Here is a 23,602-nt window from a genome sequence, read left to right as displayed (position 1 = left end):
CTGGACGCATGCCTGAGGTTCTTCTCGTGCCTGATATGAAGCTTTTTGCTGGTAACGCTACCCCGGAACTAGCACAACGTATTGCCAACCGCCTGTACACTTCTCTCGGCGACGCCGCTGTAGGTCGCTTTAGCGACGGCGAAGTCAGCGTACAAATTAATGAAAACGTACGCGGTGGTGATATTTTCATCATCCAGTCCACTTGTGCTCCCACAAACGACAACCTGATGGAACTGGTTGTCATGGTTGATGCGCTGCGTCGTGCTTCCGCAGGCCGTATCACCGCGGTCATTCCTTATTTCGGCTACGCCCGTCAGGACCGCCGCGTGCGTTCTGCCCGTGTGCCAATTACCGCAAAAGTCGTTGCTGATTTCCTTTCCAGCGTTGGCGTTGACCGCGTGTTGACCGTTGACCTGCATGCTGAACAGATTCAGGGCTTCTTCGATGTGCCGGTTGATAACGTATTCGGTAGCCCGATCCTGCTCGAAGATATGCTGCAACTGAACCTGGACAACCCTATCGTGGTTTCTCCGGACATCGGCGGTGTGGTTCGTGCCCGTGCTATCGCCAAACTGCTGAACGATACTGATATGGCGATCATCGACAAACGCCGTCCGCGCGCTAACGTCTCTCAGGTGATGCACATCATCGGCGACGTGGCTAACCGCGACTGCGTACTGGTTGACGATATGATCGATACCGGCGGTACGCTGTGCAAAGCGGCAGAAGCGCTGAAAGAGCGTGGCGCAAAACGCGTATTTGCTTACGCGACGCACCCGATTTTCTCTGGCAATGCGGTGAACAACCTGCGCAACTCCGTGATCGACGAAGTGGTAGTCTGCGACACCATTCCGCTGAGCGATGAGATCAAAGCGCTGCCGAACGTACGTACGCTGACGCTGTCTGGCATGCTGGCCGAAGCTATCCGCCGTATCAGCAACGAAGAATCTATTTCTGCGATGTTCGAACATTAATCGCTGCTGACAAGAAAACCCGCTGCGGCGGGTTTTTTTATCTTTGAATGTTATTTGTATGATTTATTTAGTCGTTATTACTTTCCACCTCCAGGATGAAATAGCATCGTGAATAAATTTTTCACTCCCCAGGTTCTGCCTTTCCGCGCGTTAATTGAGGCGTGCTGGAAAGAAAAATACACGATGGCTCGCTTTACCCGCGATCTGATCGCCGGTATCACCGTCGGAATTATCGCCATTCCCCTGTCGATGGCGCTGGCGATTGGCAGCGGCGTCGCGCCGCAATATGGCCTGTATACCTCGGCGATTGCCGGTATCGTTATCGCCCTGAGCGGCGGTTCACGCTACAGCGTTTCCGGCCCGACCGCCGCGTTTGTGGTGATCCTCTATCCGGTTTCGCAACAGTTTGGCCTTGCGGGCCTGCTGGTTGCCACGCTGATGTCCGGGGTGTTCCTGATCCTCTTCGGCCTGGCGCGCTTTGGCCGGTTGATTGAATATATTCCGCTTTCGGTGACGCTCGGTTTTACCTCCGGTATTGGCATCACCATTGCCACGATGCAGTTGAAAGATTTTCTCGGGCTGCATATGACGCATGTCCCGGAACATTACCTGCAAAAAGTGGGTGCGCTGGTGATGGCGCTGCCCACCATTAATTTTGGCGATGCGGCCATCGGCGTGACGACACTGGCAACGCTGGTTCTCTGGCCGCGCTTACGCATACGCTTGCCCGGTCACTTGCCTGCACTGCTGGCAGGCTGCGCGGTGATGCTGGTGGTGAACCTGCTCGGCGGTCATGTTGCCACTATCGGTTCCCAGTTCCAGTACACGCTGGCAGATGGCACGCAGGGCAACGGTATCCCTCAGCTTCTGCCACAGTTGGTGTTGCCGTGGGATCTGCCGGGTTCGAATTTCACCCTGAGCTGGAACTCGCTACAGGCGATGCTGCCCGCCGCGTTTTCAATGGCCATGCTGGGCGCCATTGAATCGCTGCTCTGCGCGGTGGTACTGGACGGGATGACCGGCACCAAACATAAAGCCAACAGCGAACTGATTGGCCAGGGCATGGGGAATATTATCGCGCCGTTCTTTGGCGGTATCACCGCGACGGCGGCGATTGCCCGCTCTGCCGCCAACGTGCGCGCGGGCGCCACTTCGCCCATTTCGGCCGTGGTCCATGCGCTGCTGGTGATCCTGGCGTTACTGGCGCTGGCGCCGCTCCTCTCCTGGCTGCCGCTGTCGGCGATGGCCGCGCTGCTGTTAATGGTGGCGTGGAATATGAGTGAAGCGCACAAAGTAATCGATCTGCTGCGCCGCGCGCCCGCCGATGACATTGTGGTGATGCTGATGTGTATGTCGCTGACGGTGCTGTTCGATATGGTTATCGCCATTAGCGTCGGGATTGTGCTGGCGTCGCTGCTGTTTATGCGCCGCATTGCGCGGATGACGCACCTGGCAGCGGTGAATGTCAGCGTGCCGGATGACGTGCTGGTGCTGCGCGTTATTGGCCCGCTGTTCTTTGCCGCGGCGGAAGGTGTGTTCAGCGATCTGGAAACCCGCATCGCCGGTAAGCGAATTGTTGTGCTGAAGTGGGATGCCGTGCCGGTGCTCGATGCTGGTGGGCTGGATGCCTTCCGCCGTTTTGTTGCCCGCCTACCGGAAGGTACCGAGCTGCGGGTCAGCAATCTGGAGTTTCAGCCGCTGCGCACGCTGGCGCGCGCCGGTGTACAGCCCATCCCTGGCCGACTGGCTTTCTTCCCTAACCGCGACGCGGCATTAGCCGATCTATGAACCGGATGCGGAATAGCGATTCCGCATCATCACCTCTATCGCCCGTTGTAGCCATTGCAGCACTTCGGGCGTCATCCATGTCCCCTTCATCAGGTGCGGTTCCTGGTGCATCGCAGTGCGAAACTTTTGCTGCGTCTGCGCATCCGTTCCGGCGTAAGACTGGAACAGCGCCAGCCAGTTTTGCGCCAGCGCCTGCGCCTCTTCCGACTGCGGATCCAGCGCCTGCCGCTGGGCGAGATGCAGTTTCGCCACCAGCGGCGGCCACTCCATCATGCGGTCAAAATAGTGGGCCCGCGTGAAGGCCATCTCTTCCGGCGACAGATAACGCTGCCAGATAGCGAGCTTACTTTCTGCGAAACTGCGGGTAATAAAATCGACGATGCTTTGCGTGATGCCGGTTTGCTCGCGCATCTGCGGTTCCACACTGTGCATCTCGTTTAAACGGGTAAGAAACTCCGGCTTATTCGCCGTATCGTCTTCAAGACGGCTCATCCAGCGCGTTGCCAGATCCATCGCGCGTACATCGTCCGGTGGGCAATTTTCCGCCAGCAATTTCTGCGCTTCACTCACCATTTCGGCCCAGGCCTGCTCCCGCGCCTCGTCGGGCGTGGCAAATGGCAATTCCTGTAACTCTTGCGGACTAAACCAGCGATCGTACATTTTCATCATCTCCAGTGTCTGTAGCCATGACTCCAGGTCAGGCTCCGCACCGCTGGCAAGACCGTCACGCAAAGCTGTGAGCTGATGACGTAAGGTGACAATGTCACGCATTTGCTTATCGAGCATGGTGATTTGCTGATCCAGCAATTCTGCCAGCGGGCGCGTCTCCTGCGCCAGATAATCATTAATTGCCGCCAGTTCCATACCTGCTTTCGCCAGCGCCTGAATCATGTGCAGGCGTTTCACATCAGCAAGATTATAGAGCCGGTAACCCGCGGCGCTTCGGGCAGAAGGGAGCAGCAAACCAATATGTTCATAGTGATGCAGCGTACGCACACTGATGCCCGCCCGCCGCGACAACTCTCCAACCTGAATCAACATGGCTTCCCCCTCTTCTCCACAGACCGGACTTTCAGGCCTGACGTTACGTGAGGGTCAAGCAGAACACAAAAAAAAACGGCTCACTCAGGAGCCGTTTTCGAAAAACTCGTCTTTAACTGTGATGTTGCCGGTCACGGCGGCAGCGTTTGTCATAGTGGCGAACCCACCAGTATTTATCGCAAACCTGCTCATGGCCTCCTACACGGGCACCTGCGAGCCAGAGAACAGCGCCGAGGAAGATACTCAGTACCGCGCCGTGCGCAAAAAATTGCGGCAGGTTAAGCTGCGGAAGCTGGTTTAAAATAGAGTAACCAACACCAACAACCATCACGACCAACCCCAACCCCATGAGCGCATTACCGAGTAACGAAGCGTTTTTGCGTTTCATATGTCACCTCCGGAACAATGGGTTGGATGGGAAAACCCCAATCCTTGTGAACAAAGTATAGACATCGCTCTTTTTGGCGGTTGCGGACACGATCACAATTACATATGTTTGGCTAACAAAAATTTACAAATAAGCGATTGAACTGCTTGAATTTCGAATGATTGAGGTGAGCAATCATTATCATTTCCCACCGGATACCGTGAGAATTTTGTCATCGCGCCCCGCACAACGTAAACTACGCGCCGGATATTGACCTGGTCAGGAATAAAAAGTGACGATTAAACTGATTGTCGGGCTGGCGAACCCTGGCGCTGAATACGCTGCGACACGCCACAATGCGGGTGCCTGGTATGTCGATTTACTGGCGGAACGCGCGCGCGCGCCGCTGCGCGATGAACCGAAATTCTTCGGTTATACCTCGCGCATTAATCTGGCGGGCGAAGATGTGCGTCTGCTGGTGCCGACCACCTTTATGAACCTGAGCGGCAAAGCGGTGGCGGCGATGGCGACTTTTTATCGCATCAACCCGGATGAAATCCTTGTCGCGCATGATGAACTGGATCTGCCGCCAGGCGTGGCGAAGTTCAAACTGGGCGGCGGTCACGGTGGCCATAACGGCCTGAAAGACATTATTAGTAAGCTGGGGAATAACCCCAATTTTCACCGTTTGCGCGTGGGTATCGGCCATCCGGGGGATAAAAACAAAGTGGTCGGTTTTGTACTGGGCAAACCGCCGGTTTCTGAACAGAAGCTGATCGATGAAGCCGTTGACGAAGCGGCACGTTGTACAGAGATCTGGCTGAAGGATGGTTTAACCAAAGCCACCAACCGCCTGCATGCCTTTAAGGCACAGTAACCCCACTGCAACGGCAATTTTGCCGCGCGTTACATCTGTTACGTGTATAATAGGCAAAGTTATTCACTTTTCTACAATCCGTTTTACTCAACGGGTTGATTATCAAGAGATTAAGGTAATTACATCATGGGATTCAAATGCGGTATCGTTGGTCTGCCCAACGTAGGTAAATCCACCCTGTTCAACGCGCTCACCAAAGCAGGTATTGAAGCGGCAAACTTCCCCTTCTGTACTATTGAGCCGAACACCGGTGTCGTACCGATGCCCGATCCGCGTCTGGACAAACTCGCGGAAATCGTTAAGCCTCAGCGCATTCTGCCGACCACGATGGAATTTGTTGATATCGCCGGTCTGGTAAAAGGCGCGTCCAAAGGTGAAGGCCTGGGTAACCAGTTCCTGACCAACATCCGCGAAACCGAAGCCATCGGCCACGTTGTACGCTGCTTTGAAAACGACAACATCATCCACGTTGCCGGTAAAGTTGACCCGGCGGAAGATATCGACGTTATCAACACCGAACTGGCGCTGTCCGATCTGGAAACCTGCGAGCGTGCGATTCACCGCGTGTCCAAGAAAGCAAAAGGCGGCGATAAAGACGCGAAAGTTGAGCTGGCCGCGCTGGAAAAATGCCTGCCGCAGCTGGAAAACGCCGGTATGCTGCGCGCGCTGGATCTGAGCAAAGAAGAGAAAGAAGCCATTCGTTACCTGAGCTTCCTGACGCTGAAACCGACCATGTACATCGCTAACGTCAATGAAGACGGTTTCGAAAACAACCCGTATCTGGATCAGGTTCGCGCCATCGCGGAAAAAGAAGGCTCTGTAGTCGTGCCGGTTTGTGCCGCGGTTGAAGCGGATATCGCCGAGCTGGATGACGAAGAGCGTGATGAGTTCATGGCCGAGCTGGGTCTTGAAGAGCCGGGCCTGAACCGCGTGATCCGCGCCGGTTATGCCCTGCTGAATCTGCAAACCTACTTCACCGCCGGGGTGAAAGAAGTGCGTGCCTGGACAATCCCGGTTGGCGCAACGGCTCCGCAGGCTGCCGGTAAAATTCACACCGACTTCGAAAAAGGCTTTATCCGCGCGCAAACCATCGCTTATGAAGACTTTATTGCTTACAAAGGCGAGCAAGGCGCGAAAGAAGCCGGCAAAATGCGTGCAGAAGGCAAAGAGTACATCGTTAAAGATGGCGACGTGATGAACTTCCTGTTCAACGTCTAAATAAGTTTTGTTGTCTCATGAGGTGTCACAACATCTCATAAATCTCACAAAACCCGCTAAAATCCACGCGTTTGCGTGGATTTTTTATTCCATATTGTCTCATGAAAGCGCAGTCTAAAATGAGTACAATCCGTTTCCATTCTTATTTTATCTGTAGTGGTCAACAAAACTGGCCACCGCTTTAACGTTTTTCCAGTATCGGTTTTCATATCCAGCCGGTGGCATTTTAATCGCCGAACCATGCCGACGCTTATTGTTATAAATCATTCCGATATAATAAAAAATATCACTGCGGGCTTCTTGTCATTATCCCGGCAAAACGGACCATTCACTTTTAAAGATCTCCCGATATCCTGATTAGCTCCTCTCAAAAAGTATGTGGCATTAAAACAGATATGCTTACATAATTACCTTGTACGCAACTAACATAGGATTTATTTCATGAAACTCAAAGGCTCTCTTTTTGTTATATTAATGTTATCTCTGCCAGCGATATCCGCCGAACACTCGACGATGAAAATGACTGATATGGCATCATCGGCATCGTCGCAGGAATATATGGCTGGTATGAAAGACATGCATGAAAAAATGATGACAGCTTTTAAAGAGTCTGATCCTGATAAAGCCTTTGCTAAGGGCATGATTCCACATCATGAAGGTGCGATAGCAATGGCTGAAACCGAACTCAAATACGGAAAAGATCCCGAAATGAGAAAGCTTGCGCAGAACATCATAAAAGCGCAGAAAAGTGAAATCGAGCAGATGAATAAATGGGTCAGTAATCATAAATAAATATTACTGATGACCAAAATCAGAGTAATCCAAATATATTCATGGGCACAGAAACCTGCTAATCGTAAAATAATCAAAACCCGATCCCTTTCGGGTTTTGATTTAAAATAGATCTTAATTATCTGCAATATACGTAGCTTATAAAATACCCGTCGTGGCCGCAGAAGAACACAGCGCTATCCCATAACGCTCCCTGTCTGCATTGGAAAACAGGCAACCTGAACACCAACCCAAATCCCTTCTTTGTAGGTTATGGTTGCAAAATAGCGGGTCTGCTGACCATCCTGACAAAAATCTCCCTAAGTACGGATGATATCGGTTAATAGAAAATCAAGCAGCATCTTGTCCCCCCCGAAGCGATTGTCTTCCGCAATCGGTGACGTTACTGCCCTGCAAATATGGAACTCAAATGCGCGTCACGGATGCTGCGAGCCGGTGGTTGGCCGAACATACGCGAATATTCACGGGTAAACTGCGTCACACTCTCATAGCCGACGCCATGAGCAGCGGTGCTAACCGCAGCACCTTCCGCAAGCATACGCCTGCGGGCTTCGACCAGACGCAACTGTTTTTGAAATTGCAGCGGTGTGAGCGTAGTGACATTGCGAAAATGCGTATGGAACACCGAAATACTCATACCCGCTGCATCGGCCAGCATTTTGATGCGCAACGGCCGATCATATTGAGTCCGAATAATCTCGACAGCCCGGGCGATCCGGCGGGCATGGCTATCCGTGTTTCCAAGAGCACGCACAGATTTGCCATATCGTCCGGAGAGCAGCCAGTAATGCAACTCGCGCACCAACTGGCGACCCAGCATCTTCAACGCATGCGGTCTGTCGAGCAATTTCAGCAGGCGCAACGCCGCTTCTGCGACGTCCTCTTCGATCTGGTCAACCCTCACGGGCAGATCCGGCGTTGCCTGCAGTTTCCCCATATCGCCAACCAATTCAGTAATCACCGCAGCATCAAGTTCCACGACCAGTGAATAATATGGGGTGGCGGCGCTGGCGGTGATAACCTGGCTTACTGTCGGCACATCCGCAGTCACCAGCAAAGACTCCCCCGCGCCAAAATCAAAAGTATGGCTACCCATCGTCACCTGCTTGCGGCCTTGCAGTACAAATGCGACCAGCGGTTTAGTAATGGCGAACTGCAGCAAGGAAGGTGCGCTCTCGCTGAGGATGAATACCCCTGGAATGGGGGTGGTTGCCACACCTTCTTTATTGCGATGCGCGTCGGCATATTTCCGTGCCACCCGAAGCAGCGCCGCAGTTGTCTTTGCACCTTCAGGCTCATCAGTGCCTGAGGTACCTACTTCAGATAATCGGGTCGTCACCATCATATTTTTAGGCTATTAAATGCGATTTAAGCGTGCGCTAATCTTAGTGCAGTTCTGATTGAATAGAAATTTCAAAATTATCAGGCAAGTTTTCGCGATTATCGGGCAACCTAAAATGCGTTGTGCTGGTTAGTATTTCATCTCCACTGATTAGGAGATATTTCATGACAACCCTTTCTCTTGTAACCGGTGCCAGTCGGGGCCTTGGTCGAAATACTGCACTGAGCATTGCCCGCCATGGTGGCGATGTGATCATCACCTATCGTAATGACAAAGAAGCCGCAGACGCCGTGGCGGCTGACATCCAGTCTCTTGGTCGTAAAGCAATGACGCTTCAACTGGACGTGAGTAACGTGTCGTCCTTTCTCGGTTTCGTGGCCGCCATACGCGCCGCATTGCGAGACAATTGGGGGCGCGATACGTTCGACCATCTCATCAATAACGCCGGGCATGGAGAAATGGCCGACTTCGTGGATACCACTGAAGCACAGTTTGACGCGCTCTTTGACGTTCACGTGAAGGGGGTATTTTTCCTGACACAGTCACTTCTGCCGATGCTGGCCGATGGCGGACGGATCATCAATTTCTCATCGGGTCTGACTCGCGTGTCGTTCCCCGGGTTCTCGGCCTACTCGGCGGCCAAAGGCGCAGTTGAAGTGCTCAGCGTTTATATGGCTAAAGAGCTGGGCAGCCGTGGCATTACCGTCAATACCATTGCCCCGGGCGCAATCGAAACGGACTTCCTGGGCGGGGCTGTACGTGACATTCCCGATTACAACAAAGCCTTTGCTGGTATGACTGCGCTGGGTCGCGTGGGGTTACCTGACGATATCGGTCCGATGATTGCCAGCCTGTTGGGTGAGGAGAACCGATGGGTCAACGCTCAGCGCATTGAAGTTTCCGGCGGGCAATCGATTTAATCGCTCTGTGATAGATTCCACTGCGGGTGGGATCTATCGCCTCCCCTGTCTGCCATTGAGCCACGACGATACGCGGCAAGGCCGGGAATCCTGCAAAATCCGCTGCCTGCAAAAGCGGCTCCTTTAACGGCGGGCTGTGTTAAGCCATTACGCTCTTTGCATCGAATAAAAAACAGGGCTGGCACGTTTACACGCTAAACACATCAAGGATTATCAACATGACGCGTATCGTGCCTGTCATCGCTCTCGGATTTTTAATCACCTCCTTTTCGTTATGTGCCAGCCCGGCTAACTACCGTATCAACACGCAAAAAACAACGATTACCCTCTCCTGGCATGCATTTGGGGATACTTCAGAGGCCAGGCTGGGAGATGTGACGGGGGATATTGTGCTCAATGCCGGAAACGACGAGGACGACACTATCTCTGTTTCCATTCCGGTGGCAACGCTGCAGGCGTCCAACAGGCTGTTAACCTGGCAGATGAAAGGCACGCTCTTTTTTGATGCCGGACGCTATCCGAACATCACTTTCATCAGTAGCCGCGTGGTGTCACTGGAACAGGGCCATTTTCGTATTTTTGGCACACTGGCAGTTAAGAACGTCTCGCGCCCGGTTATTCTGGATGCCTTACTGCCAGGGAAAAACACCGGGCTCACCGGGGCTGCGAACATTTATCTGCATGCCTCAACGACGATTTCACGCTCAGCATTCAATATGGCCAGTTTCGCTGCGCTGGTAGATGACCACGTGATAATCAATATTGATATTCAGGCCCGCCTGCATCAGGCCGTCTGAGCATCCCCGGCAGCCCGTTACCAGGCATACCGGCGTGTTTCTTTTGCTATGAAAGTGCAGCCTGCAATGTCAGTGCGTTTTGTTGCAGTTGGGAAGCAGGGTTACGGCCAATCAACACAAACTGGTAGCCTCTGGCATGCCACCAGACGAGATTCATCCGGTGGCGCTGCTCGTGATTCAGTTCTGTGCTGGCTGAATGGCGGTCCGGTGAAATACAGAGCGCCATCGGGCCATAATCGGCATGCATCCAGGCGATTTGCGCAATCGAGGTGCTGTCATAGCGCAGCATACGCACCATTTTCAGCTCTGCCCCATGCAGCACAAGTTGCTGCTCATTCGCCTGCAAACCTATGTCTTGTGCAGTACGCGCCAGTCCACGCTGCAATGCTGATGGAGAACTGTCTGCATCAAGCAACGTTTCTGCACTGTACAAAGACATATACTGAGCCTCAAGGTCGCGAATTTTTTCGCTCTCTCCCTGAGGTTTTGTTGCAGGGCGTGCGAAATAGCCCAGCCCTGAGCCGATAACCAGAAAACTGAGCGAGGCCGCGATCAACGCGCGTCGGCTGACTCCGGTTGCCCCGGGAGTCGTTGCCGGTGGTTGGGCGAGCACATTGGCCAGTTGTGCCTCCAGCCGAGACTGCGGTGCCTCTTCCAGCAGTGGCGCGAAGGCGCGGGCAATGTCAGTCTGGTTGAGCCTTAGCGCTTCGGTTCGTTCGGCCAGTTGTTTATCCTGACCGAGCGCCGCCTCAAAGCGCTCGGCATCGCTGGCCTGCATTTCGCCATCCAGCCAGGCGACTATCGCCTCATCGCTGTACGGCGCGGTAAATCTCATTGATTTCAATATCGCTTCTCCTGTACAGGATGCGGCGTGTGAATCAGCTGGGCGATTTTCGCCCTTGCCGTAGCCAGCCGGCTCATGATCGTGCCAATCGGGACAGACAATGTATCTGCCGCCTCCTGATAGGTAAAACCTTCAACATAGACTAAAAATACCGCATTGCGTTGTGCTTCCGGCAGAGCGCTCACGTACTGCATAATTTTCGCATAGTGCAGGCGCGCCTCATCCTGTTCATGCGTATCCGGCGCCAGTAATTCATCGCTTTCGACGAACCCCTGCCCCAGCCGCACCCGGCGGGAACGCACCTCTGAAATCCAGATGGAATGCAGAATAGTGAATAACCAACTGTCAATGCGTGTGCCGGGGGTGAACTGCGCGCTTTTTTCAAGCGCGCGGACACAGGTAGACTGCACCAGTTCTTCGGCAACCTCGCGGTTACGCGACAGAACCAGCCCATAGCGCCACAGGCGTGTCAGATGTTCAGCAAGATGCTGACGGACGTCACTGGTCGTGATTTTATTATCCTCATACCATTACTCAGGATTCAGGATGGCCGTCGATAGCAGCCTGCAGATCCTTGTACTCTTCGCAACTATGGCCGCAAAGTGTGGCGATGGTTTCCAGTTGCGCTTTTGCCAGGTCAGGACGCCCTTTCACCAGCCATGCTTCACCAAGGTATTCACGTACTTTGGCATAGGTCGGATCGAGTGCTATGGAACGCTGGTAATAGCCGATACCTTCATCAGTACGGCCCAGCTTACGCGTGGCATAGCCCCGGTAATTCCAGGCCTCGGCAGTATCACCATTTTTCAGCGTGTTAAGCAGATCCAGAGCTGCCTGGTACTCCCCTTTTTTTGCCAGATGATAAGCATAACTGGTTTTATCTTTATCACTGAGCTGGCTTGTTTTCTCAGGGACGCACTGTTTTGTCGTGCTGTCATACACCTGCCCGGTGGGACAATCCGGCGTTTTGCTGTTGGTATTATCGTCACCTGCGGCAAAAACCGGCGTGGTGAGCAGAACAAACACCACCGGCAGCAGACGTTGAATCATTGCGGAAGGTAAAAACGAAAACAGGTTCATGGTGAACTGCGGGATGACGCAAACTGCAGTAACCCAATGCAGTACCAGGGTAAAACTATCGTAGCGCTGTCGTATTAACTGCGGCGTGGTTTCAGTCATAAGTTAGATTCCATCAGTGTGTTGATGATGGGTAAACGCCACACCTTCTGAATCTATTCGATAAAAAATACTTTTTTCGCTTTGTATCCCGGAACGCAGGTCAAAGGTCGCCTGTTTGTTGTTCTTTTCGTTCGGCTTTGCAAAGATGTACCGCACACGATTCCAGACCTGCCACGCAATCAGGAACAGAATCTATTCTCTACACTCCAGTGGCGCCGTTGACGTCGAACTGATTCAGCTTTGAGGATTCCGCTATGGCTCCCTTTCATCAACTTACCGCCACCAGTCTGGACGGCCAGCTTATCTCTATGGCCGACTATGCGGGTAAGGTGGTTCTGGTCGTGAATACCGCCAGCCTCTGTGGCTTCACGCCACAATACGGCGGCCTGGAAGCGCTCTACCAGAAATACGCCGCCCGAGGTTTGGTGGTGCTGGGTTTCCCCTGCAACCAGTTCGGTAAGCAGGAACCCGGCGGTGCCGAGGAAATCGCCCAGACCTGCCACATTAACTACGGTGTCAGCTTTCCGATGTTCGGGAAGGTCGAGGTCAACGGAGCCGCAGCGCACCCGGTGTTTCGTTATCTGAAAAGCGAATTACCCGGCGTGCTGGGTGGGCGAATCAAGTGGAACTTCACTAAGTTTCTGATCGGACGCGACGGTAAACCGCTCAAGCGTTTTGCTCCCTTCACCACCCCGGAGAAAATGGAAGCCACAATCCTTGCGGCACTTGAAATCTAAGCGTTTTTCATTCAAACCCTTCAAAGCAGGCTTGTTGAACGGTTTGATTTAAACATTTCGCTTGTTTTGGCGACTTTCCCGCGGAGTTACCTTTGCCAAACAGCACAGGAAATTTGCGATCGAGAAAGTACACAGATTGATACATTGCTCACATTCGGCGCGCACTGGAAACTCTTTTTTACGAGCCAGGTCAAGCGTGGACGTCTTCAAAAAAAATCCCGTATTTGTTATATTGTTGTTTATTGTTTTTTCACCTCTGCGGTGCCAAAAAGAACAAGATTCACCGCAACCCAGGATACAAAAATGTTAGATTACCGCTTCCCGACAGCTTTGCAGATGGTTCTCAGCGTAGCGATGGCGGAGCAATTAGGTGAACGTTCGACGAGTGCGATTCTGGCCTACGGCCTGGAAGCCAATCCGAGCTTTATCCGCAAATTAATGGTTCCACTCACGCGTGACGGCATTATTGTCTCAACGCTTGGCCGCAACGGCTCTATTCATCTTGGTCGCCCGGCGGACCAGATCACCCTGCGCGATATCTACCTTTCTGTCACAGAAGATAAAAGGCTGTGGGCGTCGCGTCCTGATATACCGGCTCGCTGCGTGGTCAGCGCTAATGCCTGCTGGTACTTCAAATCTATCGCCAATGAAGCGGAGCAGGCGTCCTTAGCGGTATTAGCGCAGCATACCGTGGCAAGCGCGCTGGATGAGGTCAAAAAAGCCGATACCAGCGGGTGCGATCCGCTGCCTGAACTGATTGCCCAGTATAAAAAAACGTCTTAATTATTGACCTGTTGCGAAAAAAAACCGCCTCACTATGAAGGCGGTTTTTTGTTATTTGCCATAAGCTACGCAGGCAAAACATCCCTTTCCACTTTTTTGCCGCGCGTCACCAGCTTACGCAGCGTGACGTAGAACACCGGCGTCAGGAACAGACCAAACAGCGTCACGCCCAGCATACCGGAGAACACCGTGATCCCGGTGACGCCGCGCACTTCTGCCCCTGCGCCGTGGCCGAGGATCAGCGGAATCGTCCCGGCAATAAAGGCGATAGAGGTCATCACAATCGGGCGCAAACGCAGGCGGCAAGCCTCCAGCGCGGCTTCCATGATGCCTTTCCCCTGAATTTCCAGTTCGCGGGCAAACTCAACGATAAGAATCGCGTTTTTACAGGCCAGCCCCATCAGTACCACCAGACCAACCTGCACGAACACGTTGTTATCACCGCCGGTCAGCCAGACGCCAAACAGCGCGGAGAGCATCGTCATTGGGACGATCAGGATCACCGCCAGCGGCAGCGTCCAGCTTTCATACAGCGCCGCCAGCACCAGGAACGCCAGCAGAACCGCGACCGGGAAGACGATCAGCGCCGTATTGCCCTGAGTCGCCTGCTGGAAACTCAGATCCGTCCACTCGATATTCATCCCATTCGGCAGTATCTGCTTAGACATCCCCTCCAGTTGCGTCATCGCCTGCGAAGAAGAGAGGACGCGAGGATCGGCATCACCAATGAGATCCGCCGCCGGATAACCATTGTAACGAATCACCGGATCCGGCCCGTAGGTGGTCGTGATCTTCACCATACTGCCGATCGGCACCATTTCGCCCTGATTATTACGGGTGCGCAAATTCGCAATATTTTCCACGCTGTCGCGGAACGGCCCGTCGGCCTGCGCCATTACGCGCCAGGTACGTCCGAACTGGTTAAAATCGTTCACATAAGACGAGCCCAGGTAGGTTTGCAGCGTACCGAAAAGATCGGTCAGCGACACGCCCTGCGCTTTCGCCTTATCACGATCGACCTGCACGTCCAGTTGCGGAACGTTAGCCTGGTAGGTGGAGATCGGGAAATGCATCCCCGGCGTCTGCATAATCGCACCAGACATAGTGTTCACCGCGCTTTGCAGCGCGCCATAGCCAAGACCGGCGCGATCCTGGATGTACAGCGAATAGCCAGAACCCTGACCCAGCCCTAAAATCGGCGGCGGCAAAATGGAGAAGCCAAAGCCCTGCTGGATTTGCGCGATTTTCGCGTTGATCTCAGCGTTAATTTCCGCCGCAGTATGTTTACGCTGGTCGAACGGTTTCAGGCCAAAAAAGACCGTCCCGGTATTCGGCGTATTGGTGAACTGCAACGCATTGAGCCCTGGAAAAGCGACCGCATAATCCACGCCTTCGGTATTCATACCGATTTCGCTCATTTTGCGGATCACCGCATCGGTACGCGCCAGCGAAGAGCCTTCCGGCATTTTCACGCCGCCAATTAAATAGAGCTTATCCTGAGTCGGAATAAACCCGCCGGGTACGGCTTTAAACATGACGCCAGCGGCACAGAGCAGCAGCACATAAACCACAAACACCGCACCACGTCGTCCGAGCGTTTTACCAACCAGCCCCTGATAGCGGTCCGAGCTACGGTGGAAAAAGCGGTTAAACGGACGGAACAGCCAACCGAACAGACGATCAATAAGCCTCGTCGGGAAGTCTTTCGGTGCGCCGTGCGGCTTTAACAGCAGAGCAGCCAGCGCCGGAGAGAGCGTCAGCGAGTTGATGGCAGAGATAACCGTCGAAATCGCGATCGTCACCGCAAACTGTTTGTAGAACTGACCGGTCACCCCGGAGAGAAACGCCATCGGCACAAACACCGCGCACAGCACCAGCGCAATGGCGATAATCGGCCCGGAGACCTCACGCATCGCCTGATGCGCCGCCGCAAGCGGTGCAAGCCCCTCTTCAATATTTCGCTCGACGTTTTCCACCACCACGATGGCGTCATCGACAACGATACCGATAGCCAATACCAGCCCGAACAGACTCAGGGTATTAAGCGAAAAACCAAGCAGGTAGAGAATACTGAACGTTCCGACGACCGATACCGGCACCGCGATCAGCGGAATAATCGACGCGCGCCAGGTTTGCAGGAACAGAATCACCACCAGCACCACCAGCACTACCGCTTCCAGCAGCGTTTGCACGACCGCACGAATGGAATCGCGAACAAACACCGTCGGATCGTAAGGTGCCGCCCATTTCATATCTTCCGGGAAACGCGTGGCCAGTTCGTTCATTTTGGCGCGTACGGCGTTCGACAAATCGATGGCGTTCGCCCCCGGAGACTGGAAGATACCAATCCCGACCGCGTCTTTATTGTTAAGCTGGGAACGCAGCGCATAGCTGCCGGAACCCATTTCAATACGCGCCACGTCGCGCAGGCGAACCAGCGAGCCATCTTGCGCCGTTTTCAGAATAATATTGCCAAACTCTTCTTCGGTGTGCAGGCGCCCCTGGGCGTTAATCGAGATCAGGAAATCGCTCTCTTTCGGCAGCGGTTCAGCGCCAAGCTGCCCGGCGGAAACCTGCACGTTTTGCTCCTGCATCGCCGTCACCACATCCGAGGCAGTCAACCCGCGTGCCGCCACCTTATTGGGATCCAGCCAGATGCGCATCGCGTATTCGCCCGCGCCAAAAATCTGAATTTGACCAACACCTGGCAGACGCGCCAGCTCATCCTTCACTTTCAGCGTGGCGTAGTTACGCATATACAGCGAATCGTATTTACCGCCAGGCGAAAACAGATGCACCACCAGCGTGAGCGTCGGCGATTGTTTCTGGGTAGTAATACCCAAACGCCGCACATCTTCCGGCAGACGCGCCTCGGCCTGCGATACCCGGTTTTGCACCTGAACCTGCGCCTGATCGGGGTCTGTACCCGGACGGAAGGTTACGGTGGTCACCAGTACGCCGTCGGAGCCTGCGACGGATTTCATGTACATCATGTTCTCAACGCCGTTGATCGCTTCTTCCAGCGGCGTCGCCACGGTTTCTGCAATCACTTTCGGGTTGGCACCTGGATACTCCGCTCGCACCTGCACGCTTGGCGGTACGACATCAGGATATTCGCTGACCGGCAACAGCGGGATGGCGATTAATCCTGTAATAAAAATCAGAATCGACAGCACCGCGGCAAAAATCGGCCTGTCGATAAAAAAGCGGGAAAAGTCCATGTTTCGGATTCTCAGGTAAGGGATCAGTTGAGGGCGGTGCTGGCGGTCATGGCAACGGTTTTCGCATTAACCGGCATACCCGGCATAAACACTTTTTGTAAACCATCAACGATGACTTTATCGCCCGGGGTCAGCCCCTGCTGCACGATGCGTAAACCATCTGCAAGACGACCCGGCGTAATATCGCGACGCTGCGCTTTACCATCTTTATCAACGATATAAACATATTTGCGATCCTGATCGGTCAGCACTGCTTTGTCGTCGATAAGCGTGGCTTTGAATTCAGCGCTGCCCGGCAGGCGTACGCGGGCAAACAGTCCCGGCGTGAACTGACGCTGTGAGTTATCCAGCAGCGCGCGCATACGGATCGTACCGGTACTCGGCGTTAACTGATTATCAAGAAAATCCACTTTGCCCTGGTGGGGGTAACCCTCTTCGCCAACAAGGCCAATCTCAACCGGTAGCGCCAGGTGATTACTGGATGCCCCCTGCCCGCTGCGAGCGAGATTTTGATAGTGAAGATAGGTTGACTCATCCACGTCAAAGTAGACATAAACCGTCTTCTGCGATACCAGCGTGGTAAGCACGCTGGCGCTATCACCGGCAGTGACCAGATTACCGCTGGTGATCAACGCACGGCTGGCGCGGCCATCAATCGGCGCGGTCACCTTGGTGAAATCCAGGTTAAGTTGCGCGGCATCCACCGCCGCCTGCGCGGCGCGAATGTCGGCCTGCGCCTGGGCCGCGGCCGAACGGCGCTGCTCCCACTCTTCACGGGATACCAGGTTGGTATGGATCAATTTATCGGTACGGTTAGCCTCGCTTTGCGCCAGGCTGGCCTGCGTTTTGGCTCTTGCCAACGTCGCCTGCGCCTGTTCCAGCGCGGCGCGATAGGTTCTGTCATCAATCGTGAACAGCACCTCGCCCTTTTTCACCTCCTGGCCGTCGGTGTAATTCACTTTATCAATGTAGCCGGAGACGCGGGGGCGGAGCTGAACGCTTTCCACCGCTTCAATCCGACCATTAAAGCTATCCCACTGACTAATGGATTTCACTACCACGTTAGCTGCGCTGACGGAGGGAGCTTGTGGCACGGCGTTTTGCGCAACACCTTTATCGCATCCGACGAGCAGTACGGAGAGGAATATCACTCCCAGCGCATTCAAATGAAAGTTAACCCAAGGTTTCTGCAGGCTCATTATTTTTATTCCGCTAATTGTAGCCGCCGGGCAAGACGCAGCAGGAGATGCCGCGCCACTTCCTTTGTCCGGGCTGGCTTAAGGCCATTTGTGTCGTTCATCGCCACAAAACTGTAACAGTTCCGAATACACTATCGCGGCGATTGTAGGAAGGCGCTTAATTAAGTGCAAGAATAATTGTTGCACTTTATGTGCTATTTGTTGCACAGGGAAATGACCCGTTTCGGCCAGGGTTTTAAATGCAACAATAAAACTTGCAATTAATGCAAAAGCGGGCCACTTTAAATGCAACAGATAAAGATACGTTTTAATCAGCCTGCGTGAGGAAACGAGATGAACACTGGCGCATTTATTCACGATTTGCTCGACTGGATCGACAACAACCTTGAAGGCCGTCTGGACATTGCTACCGTTTCCAGGCGAGCCGGCTATTCGAAATGGCACCTCCAGCGGATATTCAAAGAACATACCGGCTACCGTCTCGCCGAGTATATTCGCGCGCAGAAGCTGAAAAAATCGGTCGAGCGCTTAGCCCACAGCGACGAACCGATTTTGAATGTGGCGATGGCGTTAGGCTTTGACTCCCAGCAATCCTTCAACCGCAGCTTCAAACGTCAGTATGGCCAGGCCCCTGGCGCATGGCGCCGCAGTATCAGTTCCCCGAAAACGCAGCATTTACGCCAGCAATGAAGCTGGTGCGTTGTGGGTTTCGCCGCGACAGTTGAGGGAAATCGTCGGCCTGATAGCCGCAGGCCAGCGTGTTCAGTTTGACGTTTCATTCGAATAGCCGCTTTCTGCGCTACTCATTTTACTGATGGCGCATCCGTCACGGGAAAGGGGATCCAGTGTGTTGCGCAATCAACGGGAACAACCGCTGGCTGCAACGATGCTTCTCCTGCCGGAACAGGCGAGACGCCGTCCGGGCCAATGCGGATCTGCGCCGCTTCAATTAGCCAGCGGGCTGCATGACTGAAATGAACCCCGTTCAGGGCAAAATGCAAAGAATGAGCGGCATCATAACCGCGCAACACCAACTGGCCAGTTTCGCCGGAAATATGCGTCAGGGAAATATCACGGTAGACGGGAATGTTGTTCCCGATCGCGTGTGCGTCATATCGCGTATCAAAGTCGAGCGGCCGCCGGTTCCCCCGCATACAAACATTTTCGTAGCGGATATCGCTGACAATCCCACCCCGGCTGAGATCACTTTTGATACGAAGCCCTGAAGTCGTACCGTCAAGCGTCAAATCACGCACCCGAATATCGCTGACACCACCCACCGTCTCGCTACCAATCGACATGCCGTGTCCCCAATAAAAATGGTTGTCCACTAACAGCACATGACGCGTGGGCCCAGCGGCGCCAGCTTTAATCGCCACATTGTCGTCACCGGTTCTGATGAAGCTGTGAGCAATAAGGATATTCTGCGACGAAACAGGATCAATGCCGTCGGTATTGCGGGCATTCGCAGGAGTATCAATACGTACGCCCCAGAAAGTCGCATTGCGCACATTCTTCAGGGTGACATGGAATCCAGGGGAATTTCGCAGCGTAATGCCGTGAAAAGTCATATTTGAGCCATCATCTATTTCAATCAGGCGAGGCACATTCTGCGCCGCACCTTCTCGCTGCGCGCGGCGAGCCAGTTGCCACCAGGATTCATTCTCTCCTTGCATCCGCTCTCCGCCCTGCCCATCAATCGTCCCCTCCCCGACAATGCCTCCACCTTCGGTATTCTTAAACACAATAAAAGGCCGACAGCCATTCCCCTTATCATCGAGGGTTCCACAGCGCCCATTTTTGTCATAAACACGTGGGTCAGTATTGGCTGCGAGTATTGCGCCATGTGAAATCCAGAGCGTGACGCCAGATTTCATGGTCAACGGCCCACTGGAGAAATGACCGGCAAGGAGTTGTAAAGCCTCCCCCCGTGGGCAGTGATTAATCGCCGACTGAAGTCGTTGGCTATCGTCGCCTGCTGAATAATCCTGGCGGGGAGCCAATTTTGCACAGATATGCGCGGGCAGCACAGGCTCAGACAAATCAGGGCTCGCCTCGGGCAATATCGCCGCGCTGAACCCTGATACCGGGACGGCTAACATACCAGCGAGGATTACGTTCAAATGACAGCGCAGAATAAACATACTGTTCCCGATATCAGAATTATTAAAGTATTGTAGCGTCGCCGCGATAAAAACATCTGGCGAACAGGTGTTCAGTTGAAGTGGCGTTTATGTTTGTTGCGAAAAAAAAGATATAATTTTTCGCCTCTTCATTTTTACCACAGTCAGTGAACAGGCGTTCATTGATTAAATCGCGCTGGCTTTAGCAACCCGTACAGTTTTTTATTTCAGGTAAAAGGGAAATTTATGCTTATTCATCACTTCCCGGGTTTGTAAAAACCCGTCCGGATATGGCATCAAGAGCATTGACAGCTTGCTTAACCTCTTCGAAGTCATGATAAAACTGATTATTTATCGGCATGTGTCTCAGGAGCCCAAGGCAATAGTTCAGCGCGTTTAGCGCATTGTGTATTGGGTACAAACAGAGCATGGCATTACTGTCCAGGCTGGCTCTGCTTAACAGGCGAATATCCTGTTCAATACCTGCTTTGATAACGTCCAGTTTACCGTGCAGCAAACGCAAGGTGTCAGGCTCTTCGGGTTCCAGGATCAACACGTTAATCAAGCCAATGGCTTCTTTAAAGTTTTTAACGATAGAGTTAATAAAACTACGCGTTTCGGATGCCATGTCCACTCCGTAAGTCATCATTAATGCCAACACAGTTACCGGATATCATTGGTGTTATTATCCGCCGGCATAAAAAAGTAAACTGCTTTGTAATATCTTTAAAAATCACCGTCGGGAATTCACCCGCTGGCGTTCTTATTTTCATTAGACAAATTTAACATTGTAAAATTAAACTTTACTGCAATAACGCGGTTAAATATCGCCAGCGTATAGCGAAAAATGGCTTTCAGTGACATAAAAAAGCTATCACGTGAAGCTGAAGATATCGGCTAACCTGAAATATGACGGAATGGCGTCAATTCGTTTGGCAAATGAAAAAACAGAAGCGCTGTAAGAAGAATCAGATAATGATGAATTATCGTTAATTTCCAGCGTCTGAATTATCGGATTGGATATCGCCGCCAGCCGACCCTGTCGGATTGCATACGCGTGATAAAATATTTCTTCCGTACCGCCCAGGCCTGCAAAGCGTTAATCGAACCCCTGAGAATGATCAGCGGTTCGCAAACCCTTACCCGTACGGACGCTGAATCGCCTGGCAGCGCCGCAGCGGTCTCCTACGTGGCACGCTGAATAAAGCGCATGGTGTCGAGTAAATTATCCTTCTCGGCTTCAGTCAGATTCGGGGAGACGGTCTTCTCGGCCAGCCAGGCCCGCTCGGAATAAGAGAGTTGACCTGTGCGAAGCCGCTGGCTGATGGTCATCAGCAGATGCTTGTCCAGTTCATTGATACGCTGTCTGATTCCCTCAAGATCCTGTTGGGTGACAGATAAATCTGCTGGCGCAAACCCGTCTGCCAGATAGCGATACTGTATCGTTTTCCCCGCCGTCATCAACGCACTGATGAACGACTCCACAGAGTGAGGTTCCAGCCCGGCCTCTTGCGCCGTGTTTCGCGCCGCCGCCAACACTTTTTGTTCCCGCGCTAAATCCTCCACGGGTAAACGATACTTCGCCTTGTAAGCCGCAACATCTCTCATTATCTGCATACGTTCAGTCAAGATTAACGACAGGGCATTAAGACAGATGGAAGCTGATGCTCCCGCAAAAACGCTTCCGGACATGAGTAGAGTTGATGCGAAATTCTTCATAACCAGCCCTCAAAGAAAGGTGAGACATTAATTTAACTGCGCAAATATAACTAAAGGTTACTATTTCGTTTCTGGATGTAAGCGCTTTGTTATAAGCAACGCCAGCTTTCTGTACCGCTCGTTATCGCGCAGCGCTTATGGATTCGGCACTGGCGGCTAACAAGCGCGCTTTTCAGATACGCCATTGCGTGATGAACAAAGGCACCTGCAAGAAGACGCAGCAAATCAGGTACCTGAACACATCATTCACTTTTCATTAATTTAATTACGTTATTATTTCACCAAAGCGGCTTTCGGTAAGGAAATGTAACGCGCTGATATCCATGTAGATTCATCGGCAGCCCGCGAGTCTGCTACGAAGCGGCGATGGAAAGATGGAAACACGTGATCAGGCCTTTTGTGCCGGGGCGCTTCGCCGTTTTATGCGCACAAAAGCGGTGTGGGTTTGGGGGCGTTCGCATTTTCTAAACTAACGCCTCGGATTATTCTGTTTTATTTGTTGTAGCCTGAGAAGGTATACCTTGCCGGGAACCCATTTCCAGGCAGGCAGACATGAGCACACATACCCGCATTCGCAAATTCAATACGAAAGATACTTACCCAAATCAGTCGCTTGATAACGATCTTTGCCAGGCGGTACGCGCTGGCAATACCGTGTACGTTCGCGGGCAGATTGGTACTGATTTCGAAGGCAACCTGGTGGGGCTTGGCGATCCGGCAGCGCAGGCCGAGCAAGCGATGAAGAACGTGAAACAACTGCTGGAAGAAGCGGGCAGCGATCTGTCACACATCGTTAAAACCACCACCTATATCATCGACCCCCGCTACCGCGAGCCGGTTTATCAAGTGGTTGGCAAATGGCTGAAGGGTGTATTTCCGATCTCAACCGGACTGGTCATTTCTGCGCTTGGTCAGCCGCAGTGGCTGATGGAAATTGATGTTATCGCGGTGATTCCGGACGACTGGCAGCCGCAATCAGGAGCCTAAACTCATGACGTTATCGATTATCGGACGCTGCGCGCAAACCGGCCAGATCGGCATTGCTATCAGCTCATCCAGCATCGCGGTCGGCGCACGCTGCCCCTGGCTGCGCAGCAAGGTCGGCGCGGTATCAACGCAAAACATCACCTTACCGGCGCTGGGGCCGCGCATTCTTGATCGGCTACAGCAAGGCGACGCTGCCGAAACCGCGCTGCAATTCGGGCTTGGTACGGATGACTACGCCATGTACCGGCAGGTTACCGTGCTGACGGCCAGCGGTGAAAGCGCGTTCTACAGCGGCGAAAAGACGCTGGGAGTGAACAACGCGCTGCGCGGGGAGAACTGCGTGGCGGCGGGTAATCTGCTGGCAAACGCGGAGGTCATTACCGCAATGGTCAACGCCTTCGAACAGCAATCAGGGCATCTTGCTGACAGGCTCATTGCTGCGATGCAGGCGGGCCTGCTCGCGGGCGGAGAAGCTGGCCCGGTGCATTCGGCGGCGCTGTCGATTGTCGATTCGCCAGTCTGGCCGATTGTTGATTTACGCGTTGACTGGACGGACGCCGATCCGATTGCTGAACTTAGCCAGCTCTGGCAAGCCTACAAACCGCAGATGCAGGACTATTTAACCCGCGCGCTCGATCCCCGCAGTGCACCGGGTTACGGCGTGCCGGGCGACGAGTAACCGCAAGGAGATCTG

23 protein-coding genes are annotated in these 23,602 nt (G+C 53.2%); 12 read left to right on the top strand and 11 right to left on the bottom strand.

The features are described from left to right. Window positions 1-26 precede the first annotated feature (26 nt). On the top strand, window positions 27-974 hold the full coding sequence (gene prs, locus AWR26_RS11660) for a ribose-phosphate diphosphokinase (RefSeq protein ID WP_017457137.1): 948 nt from the start codon (window positions 27-29) through the stop codon (window positions 972-974). A gap of 108 nt (window positions 975-1,082) precedes the next feature. Next, window positions 1,083-2,762 (top strand): C4-dicarboxylic acid transporter DauA, encoded by a 1,680-nt coding sequence (dauA, locus tag AWR26_RS11655; protein ID WP_071892684.1) that lies wholly within the window; start codon window positions 1,083-1,085, stop codon window positions 2,760-2,762. Here dauA and AWR26_RS11650 read toward each other — a convergent pair. Both AWR26_RS11650 and ychH read right to left on the bottom strand, forming a co-directional pair. Next, window positions 2,757-3,803 (bottom strand): MerR family transcriptional regulator, encoded by a 1,047-nt coding sequence (locus AWR26_RS11650; protein WP_064565994.1) that lies wholly within the window; start codon window positions 3,801-3,803, stop codon window positions 2,757-2,759. The two genes, dauA and AWR26_RS11650, sit on opposite strands and share 6 nt — an antisense overlap. Before the next feature lie 112 nt (window positions 3,804-3,915). After that, window positions 3,916-4,191 carry a stress-induced protein YchH gene (ychH, locus tag AWR26_RS11645; RefSeq protein WP_043953438.1) on the bottom strand — a complete coding sequence of 92 codons (276 nt, stop codon included), beginning with the start codon at window positions 4,189-4,191 and terminating at the stop codon, window positions 3,916-3,918. 271 nt (window positions 4,192-4,462) lie between these two features. On the opposite strand from ychH, the gene pth reads away from it, so the two are divergent. The 3 genes from pth to copM all read left to right on the top strand — a co-directional run bounded on the left by pth (window position 4,463) and on the right by copM (window position 7,057). Then, window positions 4,463-5,047: an aminoacyl-tRNA hydrolase gene (pth, locus tag AWR26_RS11640; RefSeq protein ID WP_007371851.1), complete on the top strand. Its 585-nt coding sequence runs from the start codon at window positions 4,463-4,465 to the stop codon at window positions 5,045-5,047. 126 nt (window positions 5,048-5,173) lie between these two features. Further along, window positions 5,174-6,265, top strand: a complete 1,092-nt coding sequence (gene ychF / locus AWR26_RS11635) for a redox-regulated ATPase YchF (RefSeq protein WP_043953437.1) — start codon at window positions 5,174-5,176, stop codon at window positions 6,263-6,265. A 441-nt stretch (window positions 6,266-6,706) separates the two neighbouring features. Beyond that, the gene (gene copM / locus AWR26_RS11630; RefSeq protein WP_064565992.1) at window positions 6,707-7,057 is read left to right on the top strand and encodes a CopM family metallochaperone; all 351 of its coding nucleotides are present in this window, start codon (window positions 6,707-6,709) and stop codon (window positions 7,055-7,057) included. A gap of 382 nt (window positions 7,058-7,439) precedes the next feature. On the opposite strand, the gene AWR26_RS11625 is transcribed toward copM, so the two are convergent. Beyond that, entirely contained in the window at window positions 7,440-8,315 is an 876-nt protein-coding gene (locus tag AWR26_RS11625) for an AraC family transcriptional regulator (protein ID WP_064565990.1), read from the bottom strand. A 248-nt stretch (window positions 8,316-8,563) separates the two neighbouring features. Here AWR26_RS11625 and AWR26_RS11620 point away from each other — a divergent pair, with 248 nt between their 5' ends. After that, window positions 8,564-9,319, top strand: coding sequence for an SDR family NAD(P)-dependent oxidoreductase (locus tag AWR26_RS11620; protein ID WP_064565988.1), 756 nt, complete (start codon window positions 8,564-8,566; stop codon window positions 9,317-9,319). A gap of 218 nt (window positions 9,320-9,537) precedes the next feature. Then, window positions 9,538-10,116 (top strand): YceI family protein, encoded by a 579-nt coding sequence (locus AWR26_RS11615; protein WP_064565986.1) that lies wholly within the window; start codon window positions 9,538-9,540, stop codon window positions 10,114-10,116. 46 nt (window positions 10,117-10,162) lie between these two features. Here AWR26_RS11615 and AWR26_RS11610 read toward each other — a convergent pair whose 3' ends face one another. The 3 genes from AWR26_RS11610 to AWR26_RS11600 all read right to left on the bottom strand — a co-directional run bounded on the left by AWR26_RS11610 (window position 10,163) and on the right by AWR26_RS11600 (window position 12,040). After that, on the bottom strand, window positions 10,163-10,960 hold the full coding sequence (locus AWR26_RS11610; RefSeq protein WP_064565984.1) for an anti-sigma factor family protein: 798 nt from the start codon (window positions 10,958-10,960) through the stop codon (window positions 10,163-10,165). Further along, window positions 10,957-11,433 carry a sigma-70 family RNA polymerase sigma factor gene (locus AWR26_RS11605; protein WP_405055569.1) on the bottom strand — a complete coding sequence of 159 codons (477 nt, stop codon included), beginning with the start codon at window positions 11,431-11,433 and terminating at the stop codon, window positions 10,957-10,959. The genes AWR26_RS11610 and AWR26_RS11605 overlap by 4 nt, the downstream gene beginning before the upstream one ends. Window positions 11,434-11,494: 61 nt before the next feature. Further along, window positions 11,495-12,040: a tetratricopeptide repeat protein gene (locus AWR26_RS11600; protein WP_064568999.1), complete on the bottom strand. Its 546-nt coding sequence runs from the start codon at window positions 12,038-12,040 to the stop codon at window positions 11,495-11,497. Between the two features lie 353 nt (window positions 12,041-12,393). Here AWR26_RS11600 and AWR26_RS11595 point away from each other — a divergent pair, with 353 nt between their 5' ends. Both AWR26_RS11595 and AWR26_RS11590 read left to right on the top strand, forming a co-directional pair. Further along, window positions 12,394-12,876: a glutathione peroxidase gene (locus AWR26_RS11595; protein ID WP_064565980.1), complete on the top strand. Its 483-nt coding sequence runs from the start codon at window positions 12,394-12,396 to the stop codon at window positions 12,874-12,876. 303 nt (window positions 12,877-13,179) lie between these two features. Beyond that, window positions 13,180-13,659, top strand: a complete 480-nt coding sequence (locus AWR26_RS11590; protein ID WP_064565978.1) for an RrF2 family transcriptional regulator — start codon at window positions 13,180-13,182, stop codon at window positions 13,657-13,659. A 65-nt stretch (window positions 13,660-13,724) separates the two neighbouring features. Here the strand turns inward: AWR26_RS11590 and oqxB are convergent, their stop codons facing one another. After that, window positions 13,725-16,880, bottom strand: a complete 3,156-nt coding sequence (gene oqxB / locus AWR26_RS11585) for a multidrug efflux RND transporter permease subunit OqxB (protein ID WP_064565976.1) — start codon at window positions 16,878-16,880, stop codon at window positions 13,725-13,727. Between the two features lie 23 nt (window positions 16,881-16,903). After that, window positions 16,904-18,079 carry an efflux RND transporter periplasmic adaptor subunit gene (locus tag AWR26_RS11580; RefSeq protein ID WP_064565974.1) on the bottom strand — a complete coding sequence of 392 codons (1,176 nt, stop codon included), beginning with the start codon at window positions 18,077-18,079 and terminating at the stop codon, window positions 16,904-16,906. Between the two features lie 333 nt (window positions 18,080-18,412). Between AWR26_RS11580 and AWR26_RS11575 the strand changes: the two genes are divergently transcribed. Beyond that, window positions 18,413-18,769: a helix-turn-helix domain-containing protein gene (locus AWR26_RS11575; RefSeq protein WP_043953408.1), complete on the top strand. Its 357-nt coding sequence runs from the start codon at window positions 18,413-18,415 to the stop codon at window positions 18,767-18,769. Window positions 18,770-18,882: 113 nt separating this feature from the next. Here AWR26_RS11575 and AWR26_RS11570 read toward each other — a convergent pair whose 3' ends face one another. From AWR26_RS11570 to aroQ, 3 genes are all read right to left on the bottom strand, one after another. After that, window positions 18,883-20,223, bottom strand: a complete 1,341-nt coding sequence (locus AWR26_RS11570) for a glycoside hydrolase family 28 protein (RefSeq protein ID WP_071892680.1) — start codon at window positions 20,221-20,223, stop codon at window positions 18,883-18,885. A 229-nt stretch (window positions 20,224-20,452) separates the two neighbouring features. Next, window positions 20,453-20,830, bottom strand: coding sequence for a hypothetical protein (locus AWR26_RS11565; protein WP_064565970.1), 378 nt, complete (start codon window positions 20,828-20,830; stop codon window positions 20,453-20,455). A 557-nt stretch (window positions 20,831-21,387) separates the two neighbouring features. Continuing rightward, window positions 21,388-21,921, bottom strand: a complete 534-nt coding sequence (gene aroQ, locus AWR26_RS11560; protein ID WP_064565968.1) for a gamma subclass chorismate mutase AroQ — start codon at window positions 21,919-21,921, stop codon at window positions 21,388-21,390. Between the two features lie 552 nt (window positions 21,922-22,473). Between aroQ and AWR26_RS11555 the strand changes: the two genes are divergently transcribed. Beyond that, complete coding sequence (locus AWR26_RS11555) at window positions 22,474-22,908, top strand: RidA family protein (protein ID WP_007371833.1); 435 nt, start codon at window positions 22,474-22,476, stop codon at window positions 22,906-22,908. A gap of 4 nt (window positions 22,909-22,912) precedes the next feature. After that, window positions 22,913-23,587 (top strand): DUF1028 domain-containing protein, encoded by a 675-nt coding sequence (locus AWR26_RS11550; RefSeq protein ID WP_064565966.1) that lies wholly within the window; start codon window positions 22,913-22,915, stop codon window positions 23,585-23,587. Window positions 23,588-23,602: the final 15 nt, after the last annotated feature.

Origin of the sequence: Kosakonia oryzae, from assembly GCF_001658025.2 — a bacterium.
Lineage (GTDB): Bacteria > Pseudomonadota > Gammaproteobacteria > Enterobacterales > Enterobacteriaceae > Kosakonia > Kosakonia oryzae.
This window is presented reverse-complemented; position numbering and strand designations above follow the sequence as displayed.

Excerpts from the sequence above, each read along its gene's own strand:
- AWR26_RS11565 (WP_064565970.1), bottom strand. The coding sequence starts at position 20,830 with ATGGCATCCGAAACGCGTAGTTTTATTAACTCTATCGTTAAAAACTTT.
- aroQ (WP_064565968.1), bottom strand. The coding sequence starts at position 21,921 with ATGAAGAATTTCGCATCAACTCTACTCATGTCCGGAAGCGTTTTTGCG.
- AWR26_RS11595 (WP_064565980.1), top strand. The coding sequence starts at position 12,394 with ATGGCTCCCTTTCATCAACTTACCGCCACCAGTCTGGACGGCCAGCTT.
- AWR26_RS11580 (WP_064565974.1), bottom strand. The coding sequence starts at position 18,079 with ATGAGCCTGCAGAAACCTTGGGTTAACTTTCATTTGAATGCGCTGGGA.
- AWR26_RS11550 (WP_064565966.1), top strand. The coding sequence starts at position 22,913 with ATGACGTTATCGATTATCGGACGCTGCGCGCAAACCGGCCAGATCGGC.
- AWR26_RS11620 (WP_064565988.1), top strand. The coding sequence starts at position 8,564 with ATGACAACCCTTTCTCTTGTAACCGGTGCCAGTCGGGGCCTTGGTCGA.
- AWR26_RS11600 (WP_064568999.1), bottom strand. The coding sequence starts at position 12,040 with ATGAACCTGTTTTCGTTTTTACCTTCCGCAATGATTCAACGTCTGCTG.
- oqxB (WP_064565976.1), bottom strand. The coding sequence starts at position 16,880 with ATGGACTTTTCCCGCTTTTTTATCGACAGGCCGATTTTTGCCGCGGTG.
- copM (WP_064565992.1), top strand. The coding sequence starts at position 6,707 with ATGAAACTCAAAGGCTCTCTTTTTGTTATATTAATGTTATCTCTGCCA.
- ychF (WP_043953437.1), top strand. The coding sequence starts at position 5,174 with ATGGGATTCAAATGCGGTATCGTTGGTCTGCCCAACGTAGGTAAATCC.
- AWR26_RS11590 (WP_064565978.1), top strand. The coding sequence starts at position 13,180 with ATGTTAGATTACCGCTTCCCGACAGCTTTGCAGATGGTTCTCAGCGTA.
- AWR26_RS11650 (WP_064565994.1), bottom strand. The coding sequence starts at position 3,803 with ATGTTGATTCAGGTTGGAGAGTTGTCGCGGCGGGCGGGCATCAGTGTG.
- ychH (WP_043953438.1), bottom strand. The coding sequence starts at position 4,191 with ATGAAACGCAAAAACGCTTCGTTACTCGGTAATGCGCTCATGGGGTTG.
- AWR26_RS11615 (WP_064565986.1), top strand. The coding sequence starts at position 9,538 with ATGACGCGTATCGTGCCTGTCATCGCTCTCGGATTTTTAATCACCTCC.
- AWR26_RS11555 (WP_007371833.1), top strand. The coding sequence starts at position 22,474 with ATGAGCACACATACCCGCATTCGCAAATTCAATACGAAAGATACTTAC.
- AWR26_RS11575 (WP_043953408.1), top strand. The coding sequence starts at position 18,413 with ATGAACACTGGCGCATTTATTCACGATTTGCTCGACTGGATCGACAAC.
- AWR26_RS11570 (WP_071892680.1), bottom strand. The coding sequence starts at position 20,223 with ATGTTTATTCTGCGCTGTCATTTGAACGTAATCCTCGCTGGTATGTTA.